The 17,587-nt window shown below is 46.1% G+C and carries 16 protein-coding genes; 6 read left to right on the forward strand and 10 right to left on the reverse strand.

All coding sequences use genetic code 11. The features are described 5' to 3' along the window. Positions 1-6: 6 nt before the first annotated feature. On the reverse strand, positions 7-444 hold the full coding sequence (locus QQL36_RS11920; protein WP_321569831.1) for a hypothetical protein: 438 nt from the start codon (positions 442-444) through the stop codon (positions 7-9). A gap of 190 nt (positions 445-634) precedes the next feature. Between QQL36_RS11920 and QQL36_RS11925 the strand changes: the two genes are divergently transcribed. The 3 genes from QQL36_RS11925 (at position 635) to QQL36_RS11935 (ending at position 5,603) form a co-directional block, all read left to right on the forward strand. Beyond that, positions 635-3,688, forward strand: coding sequence for an amidohydrolase family protein (locus tag QQL36_RS11925; protein WP_321569832.1), 3,054 nt, complete (start codon positions 635-637; stop codon positions 3,686-3,688). Between the two features lie 11 nt (positions 3,689-3,699). Then, the gene (locus QQL36_RS11930) at positions 3,700-4,992 is read left to right on the forward strand and encodes an amidohydrolase family protein (RefSeq protein ID WP_083721199.1); all 1,293 of its coding nucleotides are present in this window, start codon (positions 3,700-3,702) and stop codon (positions 4,990-4,992) included. 107 nt (positions 4,993-5,099) lie between these two features. Continuing rightward, complete coding sequence (locus QQL36_RS11935; RefSeq protein WP_321569833.1) at positions 5,100-5,603, forward strand: pyridoxamine 5'-phosphate oxidase family protein; 504 nt, start codon at positions 5,100-5,102, stop codon at positions 5,601-5,603. 95 nt (positions 5,604-5,698) lie between these two features. Here the strand turns inward: QQL36_RS11935 and tyrS are convergent, their stop codons facing one another. Continuing rightward, the gene (gene tyrS / locus QQL36_RS11940; protein WP_321569834.1) at positions 5,699-6,982 is read right to left on the reverse strand and encodes a tyrosine--tRNA ligase; all 1,284 of its coding nucleotides are present in this window, start codon (positions 6,980-6,982) and stop codon (positions 5,699-5,701) included. A gap of 142 nt (positions 6,983-7,124) precedes the next feature. On the opposite strand from tyrS, the gene QQL36_RS11945 reads away from it, so the two are divergent. Beyond that, a complete protein-coding gene (locus tag QQL36_RS11945) occupies positions 7,125-7,835 on the forward strand; it encodes a hypothetical protein (RefSeq protein ID WP_321569835.1) in 711 nt (236 codons plus the stop codon). A gap of 95 nt (positions 7,836-7,930) precedes the next feature. On the opposite strand, the gene rfbD is transcribed toward QQL36_RS11945, so the two are convergent. From rfbD to QQL36_RS11975, 6 genes are all read right to left on the reverse strand, one after another. Beyond that, on the reverse strand, positions 7,931-8,794 hold the full coding sequence (gene rfbD / locus QQL36_RS11950) for a dTDP-4-dehydrorhamnose reductase (RefSeq protein WP_321569836.1): 864 nt from the start codon (positions 8,792-8,794) through the stop codon (positions 7,931-7,933). Between the two features lies 1 nt (position 8,795). Next, complete coding sequence (gene rfbC, locus QQL36_RS11955) at positions 8,796-9,365, reverse strand: dTDP-4-dehydrorhamnose 3,5-epimerase (protein ID WP_083721188.1); 570 nt, start codon at positions 9,363-9,365, stop codon at positions 8,796-8,798. Positions 9,366-9,371: 6 nt separating this feature from the next. Next, positions 9,372-10,427, reverse strand: coding sequence for a dTDP-glucose 4,6-dehydratase (gene rfbB, locus QQL36_RS11960; protein ID WP_083721186.1), 1,056 nt, complete (start codon positions 10,425-10,427; stop codon positions 9,372-9,374). A gap of 101 nt (positions 10,428-10,528) precedes the next feature. Then, on the reverse strand, positions 10,529-11,473 hold the full coding sequence (locus QQL36_RS11965; RefSeq protein WP_083721184.1) for a UDP-glucuronic acid decarboxylase family protein: 945 nt from the start codon (positions 11,471-11,473) through the stop codon (positions 10,529-10,531). 18 nt (positions 11,474-11,491) lie between these two features. After that, positions 11,492-12,805, reverse strand: coding sequence for a UDP-glucose dehydrogenase family protein (locus tag QQL36_RS11970; RefSeq protein WP_083721181.1), 1,314 nt, complete (start codon positions 12,803-12,805; stop codon positions 11,492-11,494). Beyond that, complete coding sequence (locus QQL36_RS11975; protein WP_083721178.1) at positions 12,802-13,941, reverse strand: DegT/DnrJ/EryC1/StrS family aminotransferase; 1,140 nt, start codon at positions 13,939-13,941, stop codon at positions 12,802-12,804. Before QQL36_RS11975 ends, QQL36_RS11970 begins: the two co-directional genes overlap by 4 nt. A gap of 108 nt (positions 13,942-14,049) precedes the next feature. Here QQL36_RS11975 and QQL36_RS11980 point away from each other — a divergent pair, with 108 nt between their 5' ends. Further along, the gene (locus QQL36_RS11980) at positions 14,050-15,297 is read left to right on the forward strand and encodes a 3-deoxy-D-manno-octulosonic acid transferase (RefSeq protein WP_321569837.1); all 1,248 of its coding nucleotides are present in this window, start codon (positions 14,050-14,052) and stop codon (positions 15,295-15,297) included. Here QQL36_RS11980 and QQL36_RS11985 read toward each other — a convergent pair. Continuing rightward, positions 15,267-16,340, reverse strand: coding sequence for a hypothetical protein (locus QQL36_RS11985; protein WP_321569838.1), 1,074 nt, complete (start codon positions 16,338-16,340; stop codon positions 15,267-15,269). The genes QQL36_RS11980 and QQL36_RS11985 overlap by 31 nt on opposite strands. Positions 16,341-16,469: 129 nt before the next feature. Here QQL36_RS11985 and QQL36_RS11990 point away from each other — a divergent pair, with 129 nt between their 5' ends. Then, the gene (locus QQL36_RS11990; protein ID WP_083721171.1) at positions 16,470-17,036 is read left to right on the forward strand and encodes a thymidine kinase; all 567 of its coding nucleotides are present in this window, start codon (positions 16,470-16,472) and stop codon (positions 17,034-17,036) included. 3 nt (positions 17,037-17,039) lie between these two features. Here QQL36_RS11990 and QQL36_RS11995 read toward each other — a convergent pair whose 3' ends face one another. Then, positions 17,040-17,546: a GtrA family protein gene (locus QQL36_RS11995; protein ID WP_321569839.1), complete on the reverse strand. Its 507-nt coding sequence runs from the start codon at positions 17,544-17,546 to the stop codon at positions 17,040-17,042. Positions 17,547-17,587: the final 41 nt, after the last annotated feature.

Raw genomic sequence — 17,587 nt, forward strand, 5'->3', positions numbered from 1 at the left:
AAGTAACTAGTTGTTGTGCTTCTGTTGTTTCTTATCCATACGTGCTTCCATCTGTTCTTTCTTCTTCATTTCCCAGTCGTTCCATTTCTTGTATTGCTCTGGTGTAAGTACTGATTTGAAGCGTTGGCTACGTTCTTCATTGAGTGCTTTCACCTGTTGCATTTTATCTTTCTTTGCAAGAGATGTATTATTTTTGAGCGCATCCAGGCGACGGCTAATGTCAGTATTGATAGCATGAATATCTGCATCCTGCTTGTGCGTAAGATTCAAACGGCGATCGAGCTTAACACTCATTTTGTCTGCTTTTTCGTCAGCACTCCAGCGAACACGTTTACCTGTGCTGTCAACAGCATTTGTACGTTTATTCTGCGCCATACTATTTGCATGAACGCTTAAGAACAGGCACATCAGCAAACTACTTATGCAGATCATGTATTTTTTCATAAAAAGGAGATTGATTCGTCTTGTTAAATATAGTCATTTACCGCAATATTAATACCAATCATATAAAATATAGTGGGGACCAAAATTCATTTATTTATTTTAACAAATGAACAACATTATACACCGTCTATAGTAAGTGCCGATAATAATCCGATACCAAATCTAAACCGCTAAAAACCAATAGAAAAAGATGATTAAAACCCGTATCTACCTTCCCTTAAAAAGGGAGGCCCGTACGATGACCGGGAAAAGGCTGGCTGGCTTATGCCTGTTATTAGGCAGCCTGTTTGCCACTGGTCAGCTCAGGGCGCAACAGACGTTTCCTGTGAATGGTGTGGCTGATCCGAGAGAAGGCTGTTATGCCTTTACCAAAGCCACTATCGTTAAAAGTGCAGGGAATGTGTTAACCAATGCAACTTTAGTGATCCGGAATGGACGCATTGTCAGTGCAGGCACTGGCGCCATCCCTGCCGATGCAGTAGTGATCGATTGCGCCGGCAAGTTCATCTACCCTTCTTTTGTAGATGCCTACAGCGATTATGGGACACAAGCGGTAAAGAAAAGTAATGTAAGCCGTCGTGATGATCCTCAGTTTATCTCTACTACCAAAGGGGCTTACGGCTGGAACCAGGCCATTAAAAGCGAAGTAAATGCAGCAGCAGTTTTCAGTACCGATGCTGCTACCGCTGCTACCCTGCGCGAAGCCGGTTTTGGTACCGTACTTACGCATCAGCAGGATGGTATTGCAAGAGGTACCGGCGTACTGGTAACATTGGCAGATGGCAGAGAAAACAAAGCCATCATTAAAGAAAAAGCAAGTACCCATTATTCATTTGACAAAGGGAGTTCTACTCAGAACTATCCCGGTTCACTGATGGGATCTATTGCCTTACTGCGCCAGACTTATCTCGATGCGCAGTGGTATCGCTCACGTCCTGAAAAAGAAGGTGTGAACCTGTCCTTACAGGCATGGAATGACAACCAGTCCCTGCCCCAGATCTTTGAAGTGAATGATAAATGGGATGCACTGAGAGCCGATAAGATCGGAGATGAGTTTGGCGTGCAATACATCATCAGGGCAAGTGGTAACGAGTACCAGCGCATACCTGAAATGATTGCTTCCAAAGCATCTTTCATCCTGCCTGTTTCTTTCCCGTTGCCAATAGATGTGGAAGATCCGGAAGATGCACGCTTTGTTGCACTTAGTGAAATGAAGCACTGGGAAATGGCCCCTTCAGAGCCTGCTGCTTTTGAAAAAGCAAACATTCCTTTCTGTATCACAGCCGATGGGCTGAAAGATGTGAAGCAGTTTTTAGCCAGTGTACGCAAAGCCATAGAATATGGTTTGACCGAACAGAAAGCACTGGATGCAGTGACACTCGCACCTGCTAAACTGCTGAAAGCAGAGGACCAGGTGGGTTCACTGGATGCCGGTAAACTGGCCAACTTCCTTATTACATCAGGTAATATCTTCAATGAAAATACTGTCATTTATCAGAACTGGGTACAGGGTAAGAAATACAGTATCAAAGACGATAACTGGAAAGATGTAAGAGGTACCTATACCCTGACTGTTACCCCAGGCAATGCTACCTATACCGTGCTGGTAAAAGGTACTCCCAGTGCACCAGCGTTATCCTTATTATCCACTGATACCGTCGGTGGTTCACTCGGCTTTACCGGCGACCTGGTAAAAGTAGCGTTCCCTGTGAAGAAAGGCAGTGCACAACTACGCCTCACCGGTATTACAGATGGCAATGGATGGAGTGGTACTGGTGTGGATACCAGTGGTAATAACATTCACTGGCAGGCAGTATTGAAAGCGCCATTTGCGGGTACTGATTCGATGAAAGCAAAACCACAACCATTCATTGGCAATAACTATTTTCCATTCAATGGATATGGTTGGGAAACAATACCTGCACAGCAGGATATCCTTATCAAAAACGCTACTGTATGGACGAATGAACAGGATGGTAAACTGGAAAATACAGACGTGCTGATTCGCAATGGTAAGATTGCACAGATCGGTAAGAACCTTGTTGCCGGTAGCGCTAAGGTGATAGATGGTACAGGCAAACACCTGACAGCAGGTATCATTGATGAGCACTCTCACATCGCCATTTCAAGAGGTGTGAATGAAGGTACACAATCAGTTACTGCAGAAGTACGTATTGCTGATGTAGTCAATCCTGATGATGTGAACATCTATCGTCAGCTGAGTGGTGGTGTGACAGCATCTCACCTGTTGCACGGTTCTGCGAATACCATCGGTGGTCAGTCACAATTGATCAAACTGCGTTGGGGCGCAGACGCCGAAGCGTTGAAATTTGCGGGTGCTGATCCATTCATCAAGTTTGCACTGGGCGAAAACGTGAAGCAATCCAACTGGGGAGATAGACAAAGAGAGCGTTTCCCACAAACCCGTATGGGGGTAGAACAGTTACTGACGGATGCATTTACCCGCGCACTGGATTATGAAAAACTGGGTGCGGACAAGCGCAAAGATCTGGAACTGGAAACCCTGTTAGAGATCATCCACAGCAAGCGTTTCGTAACCTGCCACTCTTATGTACAGAGCGAAATTAATATGTTGATGCATGTGGCGGATACTTTCCATTTCCATATCAACACCTTTACACATATTCTGGAAGGCTATAAGGTAGCTGACAAGATGAAGGCACATGGCGCCGGAGCAGGCACCTTTGCCGACTGGTGGGCGTATAAGATGGAAGTACAGGATGCGATCCCTTACAATGCAACCATCATGCAACGTGTAGGTCTCACCGTAGCTATCAACTCAGACGATGCTGAAATGGCCCGCCGTCTGAACCAGGAAGCCGCCAAGAGCATCAAGTATGGTGATATGACCGAGGAGGAAGCCCTGAAACTGGTGACCCTGAATCCTGCCAAACTGCTGCACGTAGCAGATAAAACAGGTAGTATCAAGGCGGGTAAAGATGCTGACCTCGTACTGTGGAACGATGACCCACTGAGCATTTATGCAAAAGCAGATAAGACCATCGTGGATGGTATTGTATACTTCGACAGGGAGAAAGACAAAGCACTCCGTCAGCGCATCAGTTCAGAGCGTAACCGCCTGATCCGCAAAATGCTGGCAGAGAAGAAAAAAGGAACGCCTACACAGAAAGCGGCTCCTGCTGAAGAAGAGAACTATCATTGCGAAGACCTGCAGGCAGGTCACCAGCATAGTTTGTTGGGTGATGAAAATGGTAACAATTAAAACATTGATGGATGAAATACCTGATTCTATTATATATTTCAATCACCGGCTCTCTGGCGGCCATGGCACAGGAAACGATTTATCCTGCCGGCAAGCAGCAGGAGACCGTAGTACTGACCAATGCTACCATACATGTAGGCAATGGGCAGGTTATTGAAAAAGGCGTACTGACCTTTTCCAATGGCAAGATCACGGCGGTGGGCACTTCCGTAGCTACACCTGCAGCAGGAAAAGTGATTGACCTGCAAGGGAAACACGTATATCCCGGCATCATCGCTCCGGTAACGAACCTGGGTCTGACAGAAGTGGAAGCAGTAAGATCTACCAACGACTTCAAGGAAGTAGGGGAGATAGATCCTTCTGTGCGTGCACTGGTCGCTTATAATACCGACTCCAAAGTAATTAATACCATTCGAGCCAACGGTATTCTGCTGGCACAGGTGACACCGGAAGGTGGTTTGATTTCCGGCTCATCTTCTGTTGTTCAACTGGATGCCTGGAACTGGGAAGATGCTGCTTACCGTAAAGATGGTGCATTGCATTTCTACATGCCCAGCCTTTTGCCTCCCCCTGCTCCGCCAAAGGACAGACCGGCTCCTCCTTCCACCAGGATCAAAGATGCTACAGAGAAGATTGACCAGGTACGTGCTTTCTTCAGAGACGCAAAAGTATACCTGGCACAGAGTAAGCATGGGGAGACCAACCTGAAGTTTGAAGCGGTACGCCGCCTTTTCTCAAAAGATGAGAAGCTGTTTATACACTGTGATATTGTGAAAGAAATGCTGGTGGCGGTGGATTTTGCCAAAGAGTTCGGATTCGATGTGGTGATTGTAGGCGGGGCAGATGCATGGCGCATAGCGGATATCCTGAAACAAAATAACATAGCAGTTGTGCTGAAGCAACCACACGCCCTGCCCGTAATGCAGGATGATGATGTGGACCAGCCTTATAAACTGGCTTACCAGCTGCAGCAGGCAGGGGTATTATTTTGTCTGAGCAATGAAGGTTTCTGGCAGCAGCGTAACCTGCCTTTTGAAGCAGGTACCGCCAGTGCATATGGCTTAAGTAAGGAAGAAGCCCTGAGTGCAGTGACTATCAATGCCGCAAAGATCTTAGGGATTGATAAGGTGACCGGGACCCTGGAAACAGGGAAAGATGCGAATATCACCATCAGTACCGGCGATATTATGGATATGCGGTCCAGTGTAATTACACAGGCGTTTATTCAGGGAAGAGAGATCAGCCTGGATAATAAGCATAAGCAGCTGTATGAAAGATACAAGTTCAAGTATGGTTTGAAGTAAATTTAGTTTTCTGGCCTGTTATTAAAAATCGCTTTTGTCACCAGACAAAAGCGATTTTTTTTGAGGCTGGTATGATTTTTACTGCTACTCCCTTATAAACCATATATATGGGAGCAATTATGAAAAGAGATGACGCCATCAAGAAGGTCACGGAAATGATCAATGACGTTGGCGTATGCATGCTCACAAACATCGATGAGCATGGCCAGGTCATATCGCGACCAATGGCGACAGCTGATGTGGATAAAGAAGGAAATGTGTGGTTCTTCACCAACGAGTACTCGGGAAAAATTACCCAGATCTCTGAAAACAATGAACTGAACCTCATTTATGCACATCCGGGTCACAACACTTACCTGAATATCTTCGGTATTGGCAGCATTGTTATTGACAAAGAAAAAATGAAACAGCTCTGGACACCAGCAGTAAAAGCCTGGTTCCCGGACGGCATTGATGATCCAAAACTCTGCCTGTTAAGAGTAGATACCAAGCAGGCCTGGTACTGGGACAACTCTTCCAGCAAAATGATCATCTTTTTTAACATGCTGACTGCAATTATCAGGGGAAAGCAATTCGAAGACGGGGACACCGGAGAACTCAATCTGGACTAAGACAAACAATCGTAAACGGCCCTCATTTGCCAACACTTTACAGCGTATATAAACCAGTGGTCAGACTTTAGATTGTCCGACCACCGGGGATTTTTTTATTTAACAATAACCAGGTAGTAGTTCCTTCTCCCTTTCTGGAACAGAATATACTTACCCGCCAGCAGGAGAGAGCTATCTACTACTGCAGCCAGGTCTTCTACTTTCTTTTTATTGATGCTTACACCACCGCCCTGGAGCATTTTGCGGGCTTCTCCTTTACTTGGGAAGATGCCTTTTTCAGCAGCAAAGGAGATGACGTCTTTTCCTTCCTGCAGTTCTGCCAGGGTCGTTTCTACCTGTGGTACGCCATTCATAACATCCAGCAACTGCTCATCCGTGAGCGATTGCAGTATCTCGGCCGTATCGTTGCGGAATAGCAGTTCAGAAGCCTGCAAAGCGAACTCATAGTCCTTTTCACTGTGGATAAAAGTGGTCACTTCTTTTGCCAGTCTCTTCTGCAGCAGCCGCTGCTCAGGTTTTTCCCTGTGCTGAGCGATGAGTTCTTCTATTTCCGCCTTGTCCAGCAGGGTGAAGATCCTGATATAGTTCTCGGCGTCTTCGTCAGTCGCTTTCAGCCAGAATTGATAGAACTGGTATGGAGAGGTGAGTCGGGCGTCCAGCCATATGTTACCGCCTTCAGATTTACCGAATTTGGTACCGTCTGACTTTTTCATCAGCGGACAGGTAAAGGCAAATGCCTCACCATTGGCTTTCCGTCTTACCAGTTCGGTACCGGTTACGATATTGCCCCACTGGTCAGAACCGCCCATTTGCAGTTTACAGTTCCTGGCAGTATACAGGTGGAAAAAGTCGTAGCCCTGAATCAGCTGGTAAGAAAACTCCGTGAAGGACATACCGCTGTCGCCTTCGATTCTTCTTTTTACAGAATCTTTGGCCATCATATAGTTTACAGTGATGTGCTTACCTACATCACGGATAAAATCCAGGAAGCTGATGTTCTGAAACCAGTCGAAGTTATTGACCATTTCAGCAGCATTAGGTTTGGAAGGATCAAAGTCCAGGAACTTTTCCAGCTGGGCCTTAATACCTGCCTGGTTATGTTTGAGGGTATCAAGATCGAGCATTTTCCTTTCGGCCGCCTTAAAAGAAGGATCTCCCACCATACCGGTGGCACCGCCTACCAGCGCCAATGGCTTGTGGCCAGCCCGCTGCAGGTGTACCAGCAACAGGATTGGAACAAGGCTACCTACGTGCAGAGAATCTGCGGTAGGATCGAAACCCACATAGGCAGTGGTCATCTCTTTCTGTAATTGTTCCTCGGTGCCGGGCATAATATCCTGCAACATTCCCCGCCATCTTAATTCTTCTATCAGGTTCATGATTTATTGGGATAATTTTTGCAAACGTAAGAAATTAACCAGAAATTAGGCAGTCGCAAACGGTATTGCTTTTGCCCTACAACCCGGAACCAGGGTAAATACGTACATTCATGTGATAAAATAATAGCATATATCTCGCAGTATGAAGAAAAAAATGTTTTTTGCTGCGCCATTAATATTGGCAGCACAATTATTATACGGTCAGCAACAGGATTGTAAGAGCTACTACTTTCTGCAGAACAACGCGGAAGTGGAAATGAGCATTTATGACGGCAAGGGCGAACTGGTGGCTAAGAATATCGAGAAGGTATTGAATGTCAACAGAATGGCCAATGTGATCAGCTCCAACTTCTCTACTACGCTGAAGGATACAAAAGGCAAAGACCTTTCCACCGGGAAGGGTAAATTTAAATGCACCGGCTCCGAAATACTGCTGGATATGCAAATGGCGATGCCCAACATTCCTCAGCTTCAGAATATGAAGATGGAAGCAGGTAGTGACGAGATTTTCCTTTCTTATCCTGCAACCCTGAAAGAAGGGCAGACCCTGCCTGGTAATGAAAAGGAAATGAGGGGAAATATGAATGGTATGGAGATCAGCATGACCCTGAAGGTGAGCGACCGTAAAGTAGTGGGAAAGGAAAAGATCACGACCCCTGCCGGTACCTGGGAGTGCTTTAAGATCTCTTATAAACTGGGATTCACTGTGCAGATGATGGGAACGAACTTCCCGATGGACCTGGATGTAAATGCGACTGAATGGTTTGCGCCGGGGTTCGGGATTGTAAAAACGGATACTGAGAGAGGAGGTTCGACACTGGGGAGTATGCAGATCACGGCCTTTAAGAAATAACACATTCATGAAAGAGGTTATTCACCAACGGGGAATGAAAACCATTTTCAGAAAGAAAAGTGGGTGTATCTAACTTTTGATACACCCACTTTTCTTTATAGATGTTTCAGGCATACCGCCAGACTTTCTCTCCAATAAGGAATTTCCAGTCCGAAGGTATCCTTGATCTTTTGCTTGTTGAAAACGCTGTAAGCCGGGCGTTTGGCAGCAGTTGGATACTTATCAGAAGTAACCGGCTGAATATTGCAGCTCAGGCCACTCATATCCCTGATGGCAATGGCAAAGTCGTACCAGCTGGTCACGCCTTCGTTGCTGTAATGATATACACCACCTAAAGTACCGGGTGCATCGATCGCTTTGCTCAGTACTGACAGTAATGCCTGCGCCAGATCTACGGCATAGGTAGGCGTGCCTGCCTGGTCAAATACTACGTTCAGGCTATCCTTTTCCTGCATCAGCTCACGCATGCGCTTTACGAAGTTCACACCATACTGGCTGTATAACCATGCTGTGCGGATCACGATGGTATCTTCATTAATACCCAGCGCTGTCGCTTCACCACGTAGTTTGGAACTACCATAAATACTTTGTGCATCCGTATCGTCTTCTTCTGTATAAGGGGTATTTTTTTTACCGTCAAATACATAGTCAGTAGATATCTGGATAAATCTTGCATTGTGTGCCTGGCAAGCGTTAGCCAGGTGCATGACCGCTTCGAAGTTCAATCTGAAAGCCTGTTCTTCTTCTGATTCAGCTTTGTCTACCGCTGTATAGGCAGCACAGTTGATGCAGGCATGGATTTCCTGCTGAGAGAAGAATGCGGTTACTGCTTCTTCATTTGTTATATCCAGCTCTGTATAGTCTGTATATAAAAAACTGAAGGCTGGATAATCTCCTGCTATTTGCTTCAAAGCCTGTCCTAGCTGCCCATTGGCGCCGGTGATCAGCACTGTTTTCATATTATTCAGTGGGTTTGTTATATACAAAATTGTGTGTGCAGTTTGCCAGTGTTGGCAGGATCTGGTCCTTATCAGATACAATCGCATCTTTCAGGTCAATCTGCCAGTCGATCTTCAGGGCAGGATCATTGTAAATGAGGCCGCCTTCACTTGCTTTGTGGTAGAAGTTGTCAACTTTATACATCACCTCTGCAGTAGGGCTCAGTACTACATAGCCATGGGCAAAGCCTTTAGGCACGAGCAGTTGCAGCTTATTTTCGGCAGAGAGTTCTATAGAATAAGACTGACCATAGGTAGGAGAGCCGGTACGGATGTCAACCACCACGTCCAGGATCTTACCTTCCAGTGCCCTGATCAATTTGGTCTGAGCGTATGGTTCCAGCTGATAATGCAATCCACGCAATACCCCGTAGGTAGAACGGGCCTGGTTGTCCTGAATAAAGTTCAGGTCAAGGCCGGCATCTTTAAATACGCGTTCAGAATAGCTTTCAAAAAAATAACCGCGATTATCATGATGCACCTTTGGCTCATACACTAACAAATCGGGAATCGGTGTCGTTGTAAATGGCATGTAGTATTATCTTTTCTGGTATTGGTCACTGTAATATTCCTGGTAAGCACCGCTGGTTACGTGGTCCAGCCATTCTTCGTTGGCGAGATACCATTCTACGGTCTTTTCCAGTCCTTCTTCGAACTGCAGGGAAGGATACCAGCCCAGTTCTTTGTTCAGTTTAGTCGCATCGATCGCATAGCGAAGGTCATGGCCGGCGCGGTCTTTCACGAAAGTGATCAGTCCTGCGGAAGTGCCAGGTGCACGTCCTAGTTTCTTGTCCATGATCATGCAGAGCAGGTTAATGAGGTCGATGTTTTTCCACTCATTAAAACCACCGATATTGTATGTTTCCCCGATCCTGCCTTTATGGTAGATGGTGTCGATAGCGCGGGCGTGGTCTTCAACGAAGAGCCAGTCGCGAACGTTTTCACCTTTACCATATACAGGTACGGGCTTATTATGCTTGATGTTGTGAATAGCCAGCGGAATCAGCTTCTCAGGGAAATGGTTGGAGCCATAGTTGTTAGAGCAGTTGGAGATCACTACGGGCAGGTGGTATGTATGGTACCATGCCATTACGAAGTGGTCAGAGCTGGCTTTGGAGGCAGAGTAAGGAGAGCGGGGATCGTAAGAAGTTTCTTCTGTGAAGAAACCTTCCTGGCCCAGGCTACCGTATACTTCATCAGTTGAGATGTGATAGAAGCGTTTGCCTTCGAGATTATCTTTCCAGTATTTTCTGGCGGTATTCAGCAGGGTAGCAGTACCCATTACATTGGTCTTGATAAATGCCAGCGGGTCCATGATAGATCTGTCTACATGGCTCTCTGCGGCAAGATGTATTACACCATCAAATGTATATTCCTGGAACAGCTCATCGATAAAAGCTTCGTCAGTAATATCGCCTTTTACAAAAGTGTAGTTGGGCTTATCCTTGATATCATTCAGATTTTCCAGGTTACCGGCGTAGGTCAGCGCGTCAAGATTGACGATCTTATATTGTGGATAATTATTGACAAATAATCTCACCACGTGAGATCCAATAAATCCAGCACCTCCGGTTATTAAGATGGTATGGTTCATATATAATAAAATTACGGGTTACAAAATACGAATAACGATTGTAAAACTATCTCATTAGTATACAACCAGACATTCGTAGTCTGTAACCCGTGTTGAGTTATTTATTTGTTAAGAGCTTCTTTGAAGTATTCGTATGTGATGCGCAGACCGTCTTTTCTATCCACTTTAGGAGACCAGCCCAGTATCTCTTGTGCCTTTGTAATGTCTGGTTTACGTTGCTTCGGATCATCTTTTGGCAATGGCTGGTACACCAGTTTTTGCTTGGTACCGGTCAGTGCTATGATTTCTTCCGCAAATTCTTTCAGTGTAATCTCTGCAGGATTTCCGATGTTTACCGGTAAGTGGTAATCGCTCAGCAGCAGGCGGTAAATGCCTTCTACCAGGTCGTCTACATAGCAGAAAGACCGGGTCTGAGAGCCATCTCCGAATACAGTCAGATCCTGTCCTGTCAATGCCTGGCTCATGAATGCAGGCAGTGCACGGCCGTCATTGAGGCGCATTCTTGGACCATAAGTATTGAAGATGCGGATGATGCGTGTTTCTACACCGTGGAAATTGTGATAAGCCATGGTAATCGATTCCATGAAGCGTTTCGCCTCATCATACACTCCACGTGGACCTATTGGATTCACATTGCCCCAGTATTCTTCTGTCTGTGGATGTACCAACGGGTCTCCATATACTTCTGAAGTGGAAGCTACCAGGATCCTGGCTTTCTTCTCCTTGGCAAGACCCAGCAGGTTGTGGGTACCGAGGGAGCTTACTTTCAGTGTCTGGATCGGCATTTTCAGATAGTCAATCGGGCTCGCAGGAGAGGCAAAATGTAGGATATAATCCAGTTTGCCGGATACGTGCACGAATTTGCTGACATCATGATGGTAGTATTCAAATTCCGGTAACGGGAACAGGTGTTCGATGTTCTTGATATTGCCGGTGATAAGGTTATCCATTCCAACTACCTGGTAACCTTCTTTTATGAAACGATCACAGAGGTGTGAGCCCAGGAAACCTGCAGCACCAGTGATCAGAATTCTTTTTTTCTCCATAAATATTTTGGTTGAATGTTAAATAGAAGCAGCTGCGCGGCCTACGCTCTCATAATGAAAGCCTAGTTCCTGCATCCTTGCCACGTCAAACAGGTTACGACCGTCGAATATGAGTGGGTTATTCAGTGTTGACTTGATTTTCTCGAAGTCAGGCGTTCTGAATACGCTCCATTCGGTTGCTATCACCAATGCATCTGCATTGTCCAGGCAATCGTACTGGTGACTGGCGTAAGATACTTTGTCTCCCAGCAGTCTTTTTACATTCTCCATGGCTTCAGGGTCGTGTACTGTAATAGTAGCACCTGCGGCCACCAGTGCATCTATGATATATAAAGCCGGTGCTTCGCGAATATCGTCGGTATTTGGCTTGAAGGCCAGTCCCCACAGTGCAAAGTGTTTACCTTTCAGGTCGTTATTAAAGAAGGCATTGATCTTTGGCAGCAGGAACAGCTTTTGCTTTTCATTCACGTCCATTACTGCGTTCAGGATACTGAAGTCATATCCTGCATCTTCAGAAGATTTTACCAGTGCCTGTACGTCCTTAGGGAAGCAGCTACCACCGTAACCAATACCTGGGAACAGGAAGCGCTTACCGATACGGTCATCGCTACCTACACCACGGCGTACCATGTCTACATCGGCACCCAGTTTTTCGCACAGGATGGCGATTTCGTTCATGAAAGAGATTTTGGTAGCGAGGAAAGAGTTAGCAGCATACTTAGTCAGTTCTGCAGATTTTTCATCCATGAACAGGATGGGATTACCCTGGCGAACGAATGGTCCGAACAGTTCGCCCATTACTTTGCGGGCTCTTTCTGAACGGGTACCTATTACCACGCGGTCAGGTTTCATGAAGTCATCCACAGCTACACCTTCGCGCAGGAACTCAGGGTTGGACACCACATCGAATTCACATTTGCAGTTTTGGGCAATAGTAGCCTGTACTTTGTCGGCAGTGCCTACTGGTACAGTGCTTTTGTCTACAATAACCTTGTAGTCTGTAATGATGTTACCCAGTTGTTCGGCCACTTTCAGGATGTAAGAGAGGTCTGCGGAGCCATCTTCACCGGGAGGGGTAGGAAGTGCAAGAAAGATCACTTCAGCGTCTTTCACACCGGCTGCAAGGTCAGTAGTGAACTGCAGACGATTTTCTTTGAGGTTACGTTCAAATAATTTTTCCAGGCCGGGCTCGTAAATAGTGATTTGTCCGCCGGACAACTTGTTCACCTTAGCGGCATCAATGTCCACACAGGTGACATCGTTACCGGTTTCAGCAAAACAAGTACCAGTGACCAACCCTACGTACCCGGTGCCTACTACTGTAATTTTCATTTGGAGGTTTGATTTAAAAATGAAAGAACGGAGTGAATAATGTGATTCAATTGGTCTGCATCCATTTCGGTGTGGATCGGTAAGGAGATCACTTTGGACGTCAGAGAGTCTGTAATAGGCAGGTTAAAATCAGCGCCGCCAAAATTGGCAAACATCTTTTGCTTGTGAGCAGGTACAGGATAATAAATCATAGCAGGAACTTGCTGCTCAGCTAAATATTGTTGAAGTGCAAGACGGTCTGCACCTTCGAGTTGTAATGTATACTGGTGATATACGTGATAGCTGTTTGCCGCACGGTAAGGTACCGTAATCTTTGGATGGTTGGCAAATGCTGCATCGTAGGCGTCAGCTACTGCACGACGGGCCTTGATATACTCATCCAGCAGCGGGAGCTTGATGTTCAATACCACCGCCTGTAGTGTATCCAGGCGGGAATTGATACCCACTACATCATGATAGTAACGTTGAGACTGTCCGTGGTTGGCGATCATTTTGATCTTTGCAGCCAGGGCATCGTCGTTAGTGAACAGGGCTCCGCCATCACCATAGCAACCCAGGTTCTTGGAAGGGAAGAAGGAAGTACAGCCTATCTGACCGATAGCTCCGGTTTTCTTCACAGTTCCATCGGAGAAGGTATAAGTACCACCGATCGCCTGAGCGTTATCTTCGATAACAGGAATATTGTACTTGCGTGAAATTTCCATAATTGGCTCCATGTCAGCACTATGGCCATACAGGTGCACGGGAACGATTGCTTTGGTTTTTGGTGTGATGGCCTTTTCAACTGCCACCGGGTCAAGACAGAATGTCTTTGGATCTACATCAACGAAAACGGGTTTAAGCTGCAGGAGAGCTATTACTTCGGCTGTAGCAATAAAGGTAAAGGATGGTGTAATGACTTCATCACCAGGTTGCAGATCCAGCGCCATGATGGCGATCTGTAATGCATCGGTACCGTTGGCACAGGGAATTACGTGCTTCACTCCCAGATAGTCTTGCAGAGCCGACGTAAATTTCTGTACTGGCGCACCATTAATATAAGCTGCACTTTCTAAAACTTCCGCCATAGCAGCATCTACCTGCGGTTTTATCTTGTTGTATTGGCGTTTGAGATCCACCATTTGAATCGGAACCATGTCTGGGATAGATATTTTGTTTAAAGTGAGGCAAATTTACAAATTTTGACATAGGAAGGGCAGTATCTTTGCTCCTGTTAAAAAATTCAGTACAAGTACGTCATCAGGATGCTGGGAAATGCCATATATAATATAGGAATAAGATCATACCGGGCCGGGGTTGGGCTGGCTGCAATTATCGGCAATGCCAAAGCGAAACTGTGGATTGAAGGCCGCCGTCACTGGCGGGAACGGATGAAGGAACAGCTGAAAGGATCCGGCCCCCTCATTTGGGTGCATGCCGCCTCGCTGGGTGAATTTGAGCAGGGGAGACCCGTGCTGGAGGCGATCCGGGCCCAATACCCCCATTGCCGTATCCTGCTCACCTTTTATTCCCCATCCGGGTACGAGGTGCGTAAGAATTACCAGGGAGCTGATTACGTATACTACCTCCCGTTGGATACTCCGGGCAATGCCACAGATTTCCTGGACATCGTACATCCGACACTGGTGATCTTTATTAAATATGAGTTCTGGTATCATTTCCTGACAGCCTTGTCCCAAAGGCAGCTACCAGTATTGCTTATTTCCGGTATTTTCAGACCTAACCAGTTATTTTTCAAGCCTTATGGTGGTATTTTCAGACAATTGCTCCGGCAGTTTGACTGGATTTTTGTACAAAACCAGGATTCGCTGGACCTGATCCGGCAGCTGGGTATTGAAAGAGCAAGCCTGGCTGGGGATACCCGTTTTGACAGGGTATCGGCGCTGTTGGAGGAGCCTGCCTCTTTGCCCGCTATCGAAACCTTTATCAGTGGCCGTAAGGCTGTGATAGCAGGTAGTACCTGGGAAGCCGATGAACAGGCACTGGCTGAATGGTGGAAAACAAATGCGAAACCCGATCGCTGTTTGATACTGGCGCCGCATGAGATTCATGAAGCGCATATTAAACAGGTGCAGTCATTGTTCCCCGGCGCTGTCCGTTATTCACAGGGCGGTCAGGGCGAGGTGCTGATCATTGATAATATTGGTCTGTTGTCCCTGTTATATCGTTATGCCCGCGTCACCTTTATCGGTGGGGGATTTGGAAAAGATGGCATTCACAATATCCTGGAGCCGGCTACTTACAGCAAGCCGGTAGTATTCGGGCCAGTATTCCATAAATACCCGGAAGCAGCTGCATTATTGGCAGCAGGTGGTGGTGCGACCATTGCTAATGTCAGTGCATTAACTACAGAAATGGAATCCTTACTGGAAGACAATACCCGCTGTATGCAAATAGGTAATGCCGCCGGCCGTTTTGTGGCCGAAAATAAGGGTGCAACCGGAAAAATTCTGGCTTATATTCAGGAGAAACGTTTTTTCACCAAAGCATAGAACTGGCGAACGACACGGTTATCATCTACCCAACCCTGCCTGATTTTCAACTCTCTTTCTATCCAGTATTCCGCATCCGGCAATGAGTGCATCTCATTGATCGTCTTGACGGAGCGCTCATAAGAGTCTACATCACCACGGAACAGTTCCTGGATGAACTGGAATTTGTCGTTGATACCGATAGCCTGGCGCAGGTCTTTGACTGGCATATCGTTGAAGCGATCACCGATCTCTGACTGACTTTGACGCAGGCGGTCGTTTAGGGAAGGAATATTTTGTGCTACTTTTTGGTTCAGTTCTTTTAACTCGGAGTGAATACCGTTGGTTTCAGGCTTTTCTGTTTTTTCAGGTTTTTCAACCTTTTCGACTTTTTCTGGTCTGGAAGCACTGACAACGGGCTGGCTATGGTCACCGAAGAGGGTGATGAACACAGGTTGTTTTTCTTCTTCTTTGGGAGCCGGAGTAGGAGCGGGTGCAGGTATTGGTTCTGGAGCTGGTGTCGGTGGCTGGTAAGCGACCGGTGGTTCAGGAACTGGTGCTGGTTTTGGCTCCGGCGCAGGTGTTTGATAAGCTTTCAGGGCATCCTGTTCAGGTACTGGCGACTGATACGCTTTCAATGCTTCTAATGTAGGAGCCGGTGACTGGTACGCCCTCAGTGGTTCTGGCGCAGGCTCTGGCGTTTTCTCCGCAATAGGTTGATTTACAACCGGTGCCGGTTCAATCATTCCTACTGGCTCTGGAGCTGGCGGTTCAGGTCGTTTATATTCAACAACTGGTATTGACTCAGATGGCGTAAATTGCGGGGCGGTTATGTTATCATTGGAATCAACTGTAACTTCCGGGTCAGCCATAGTCGCTCCCGGCATAATTACAGCAATATTACTCTGTCTGCGTTGTAATTCTCTTTCCCGTTCTCTTTCAAGACTACGGGCATGAAGAATCTCCGCCTGCAATAATTGCACGTAATATGATATAGACTGCAGGGTCGCGCCAGTCGTCTTTAATTCCTGTAACTTGTCAATTAATGCACTTATTTTTTCCATAATCGCAAAAAAAAATAATTTAATGCAAAATGCGTTCCATGCGTTAATTGTTAACGTAGTCTGGGAGAATTTATTTTATTTGCATGAAGTTATACCATTTTAATTAACTGTAAATCAAAATAGTATATTATGTTTATTGAACCTTCTCTTGCAGGAGGGCGAAGGGGTTGGATAGAAGTGATCTGTGGCTCAATGTTTTCTGGAAAAACGGAGGAGTTGATCAGGAGATTAAAAAGGGCCCGCATTGCCAATTTAAAAGTCGAAATATTTAAACCGGTCATAGATACCCGCTACGACGTACAACATATTGTTTCTCACGATGAAAGCAGAATAAAAAGCACCCCTCTTGAGAACTCCCAGCAGATCCTGTTGCTTGCGCAAGACGTAGATGTCGTGGGCATAGACGAAGCCCAGTTCTTTGATGGTGAATTGATGGAAGTGTGCGACCAGCTGGCATTACGTGGAATTCGTGTAATTGTGGCAGGTCTGGACATGGATTACATGGGTAAGCCATTTGGGCAGATGCCATTTTTGCTGGCGAAGGCAGATTACATTACCAAGCTGCACGCCATCTGCGTGAAGTGTGGCAACATCGCCAATTATTCTTACCGTAAATCAGCCGATAAGCATACCGTATTGTTAGGAGAAACAGACCTGTACGAACCCCGTTGCAGGCACTGTTATTACGAAGAGTAGTCTTTATTTTTGCTCCGCTACTTTTACCTTGAATGTGAACCTCTTCTGTGCCAGGTAACTGAATATTACAACAAAGCAGGTAGTCAGTATTTTGGAAGGAGTAGGGTAGAAGTGCAGGTAGTCTACAAACAATTTCATGAATCCATAGTTCAGCAGCAGGCAGGTGCCTACCATCATAAAGTAGCGGACCAGTTGTACCCGGCCTCTCAGGTTGGATTCAGAGAATACGATGTATTTGCTCAACAGGAAACCTGTGGGAAAAGTGACAGCAAGCGCCATAAATAAAGCTGCGATATGCGCCTGTATAGTGATAAATGGTAAGACTACGTCAGCAGGGGGAATGAGGTCGTTACCTCCTCCAAGGATGTAATGGTAGCTGATATAATATAAACATATGTCCAACACCGTATTACCTCCACCACATGCCAGGTAGCGGAAGGTCTGAAAGGGCATCACTTTGGCAAATGGGCGGTAGAAAAACGAAATAACTAATAAAATAAACCGTCTCATAATAGAAATATACAATAACAAAACTAGTACGTTTTACCGTT

The organism is Chitinophaga sp. LS1 (assembly GCF_034274695.1).
Lineage (GTDB): Bacteria > Bacteroidota > Bacteroidia > Chitinophagales > Chitinophagaceae > Chitinophaga.

What these genes read in the sequence shown, in the direction of transcription:
- QQL36_RS11920 (WP_321569831.1), bottom strand. Translation starts at nt 444, where the DNA reads ATGAAAAAATACATGATCTGCATAAGTAGTTTGCTGATGTGCCTGTTC.
- QQL36_RS11925 (WP_321569832.1), top strand. Translation starts at nt 635, where the DNA reads ATGATTAAAACCCGTATCTACCTTCCCTTAAAAAGGGAGGCCCGTACG.
- QQL36_RS11930 (WP_083721199.1), top strand. Translation starts at nt 3,700, where the DNA reads ATGAAATACCTGATTCTATTATATATTTCAATCACCGGCTCTCTGGCG.
- QQL36_RS11935 (WP_321569833.1), top strand. Translation starts at nt 5,100, where the DNA reads ATGGGAGCAATTATGAAAAGAGATGACGCCATCAAGAAGGTCACGGAA.
- tyrS (WP_321569834.1), bottom strand. Translation starts at nt 6,982, where the DNA reads ATGAACCTGATAGAAGAATTAAGATGGCGGGGAATGTTGCAGGATATT.
- QQL36_RS11945 (WP_321569835.1), top strand. Translation starts at nt 7,125, where the DNA reads ATGAAGAAAAAAATGTTTTTTGCTGCGCCATTAATATTGGCAGCACAA.
- rfbD (WP_321569836.1), bottom strand. Translation starts at nt 8,794, where the DNA reads ATGAAAACAGTGCTGATCACCGGCGCCAATGGGCAGCTAGGACAGGCT.
- rfbC (WP_083721188.1), bottom strand. Translation starts at nt 9,365, where the DNA reads ATGCCATTTACAACGACACCGATTCCCGATTTGTTAGTGTATGAGCCA.
- rfbB (WP_083721186.1), bottom strand. Translation starts at nt 10,427, where the DNA reads ATGAACCATACCATCTTAATAACCGGAGGTGCTGGATTTATTGGATCT.
- QQL36_RS11965 (WP_083721184.1), bottom strand. Translation starts at nt 11,473, where the DNA reads ATGGAGAAAAAAAGAATTCTGATCACTGGTGCTGCAGGTTTCCTGGGC.
- QQL36_RS11970 (WP_083721181.1), bottom strand. Translation starts at nt 12,805, where the DNA reads ATGAAAATTACAGTAGTAGGCACCGGGTACGTAGGGTTGGTCACTGGT.
- QQL36_RS11975 (WP_083721178.1), bottom strand. Translation starts at nt 13,941, where the DNA reads ATGGTTCCGATTCAAATGGTGGATCTCAAACGCCAATACAACAAGATA.
- QQL36_RS11980 (WP_321569837.1), top strand. Translation starts at nt 14,050, where the DNA reads ATGCTGGGAAATGCCATATATAATATAGGAATAAGATCATACCGGGCC.
- QQL36_RS11985 (WP_321569838.1), bottom strand. Translation starts at nt 16,340, where the DNA reads ATGGAAAAAATAAGTGCATTAATTGACAAGTTACAGGAATTAAAGACG.
- QQL36_RS11990 (WP_083721171.1), top strand. Translation starts at nt 16,470, where the DNA reads ATGTTTATTGAACCTTCTCTTGCAGGAGGGCGAAGGGGTTGGATAGAA.
- QQL36_RS11995 (WP_321569839.1), bottom strand. Translation starts at nt 17,546, where the DNA reads ATGAGACGGTTTATTTTATTAGTTATTTCGTTTTTCTACCGCCCATTT.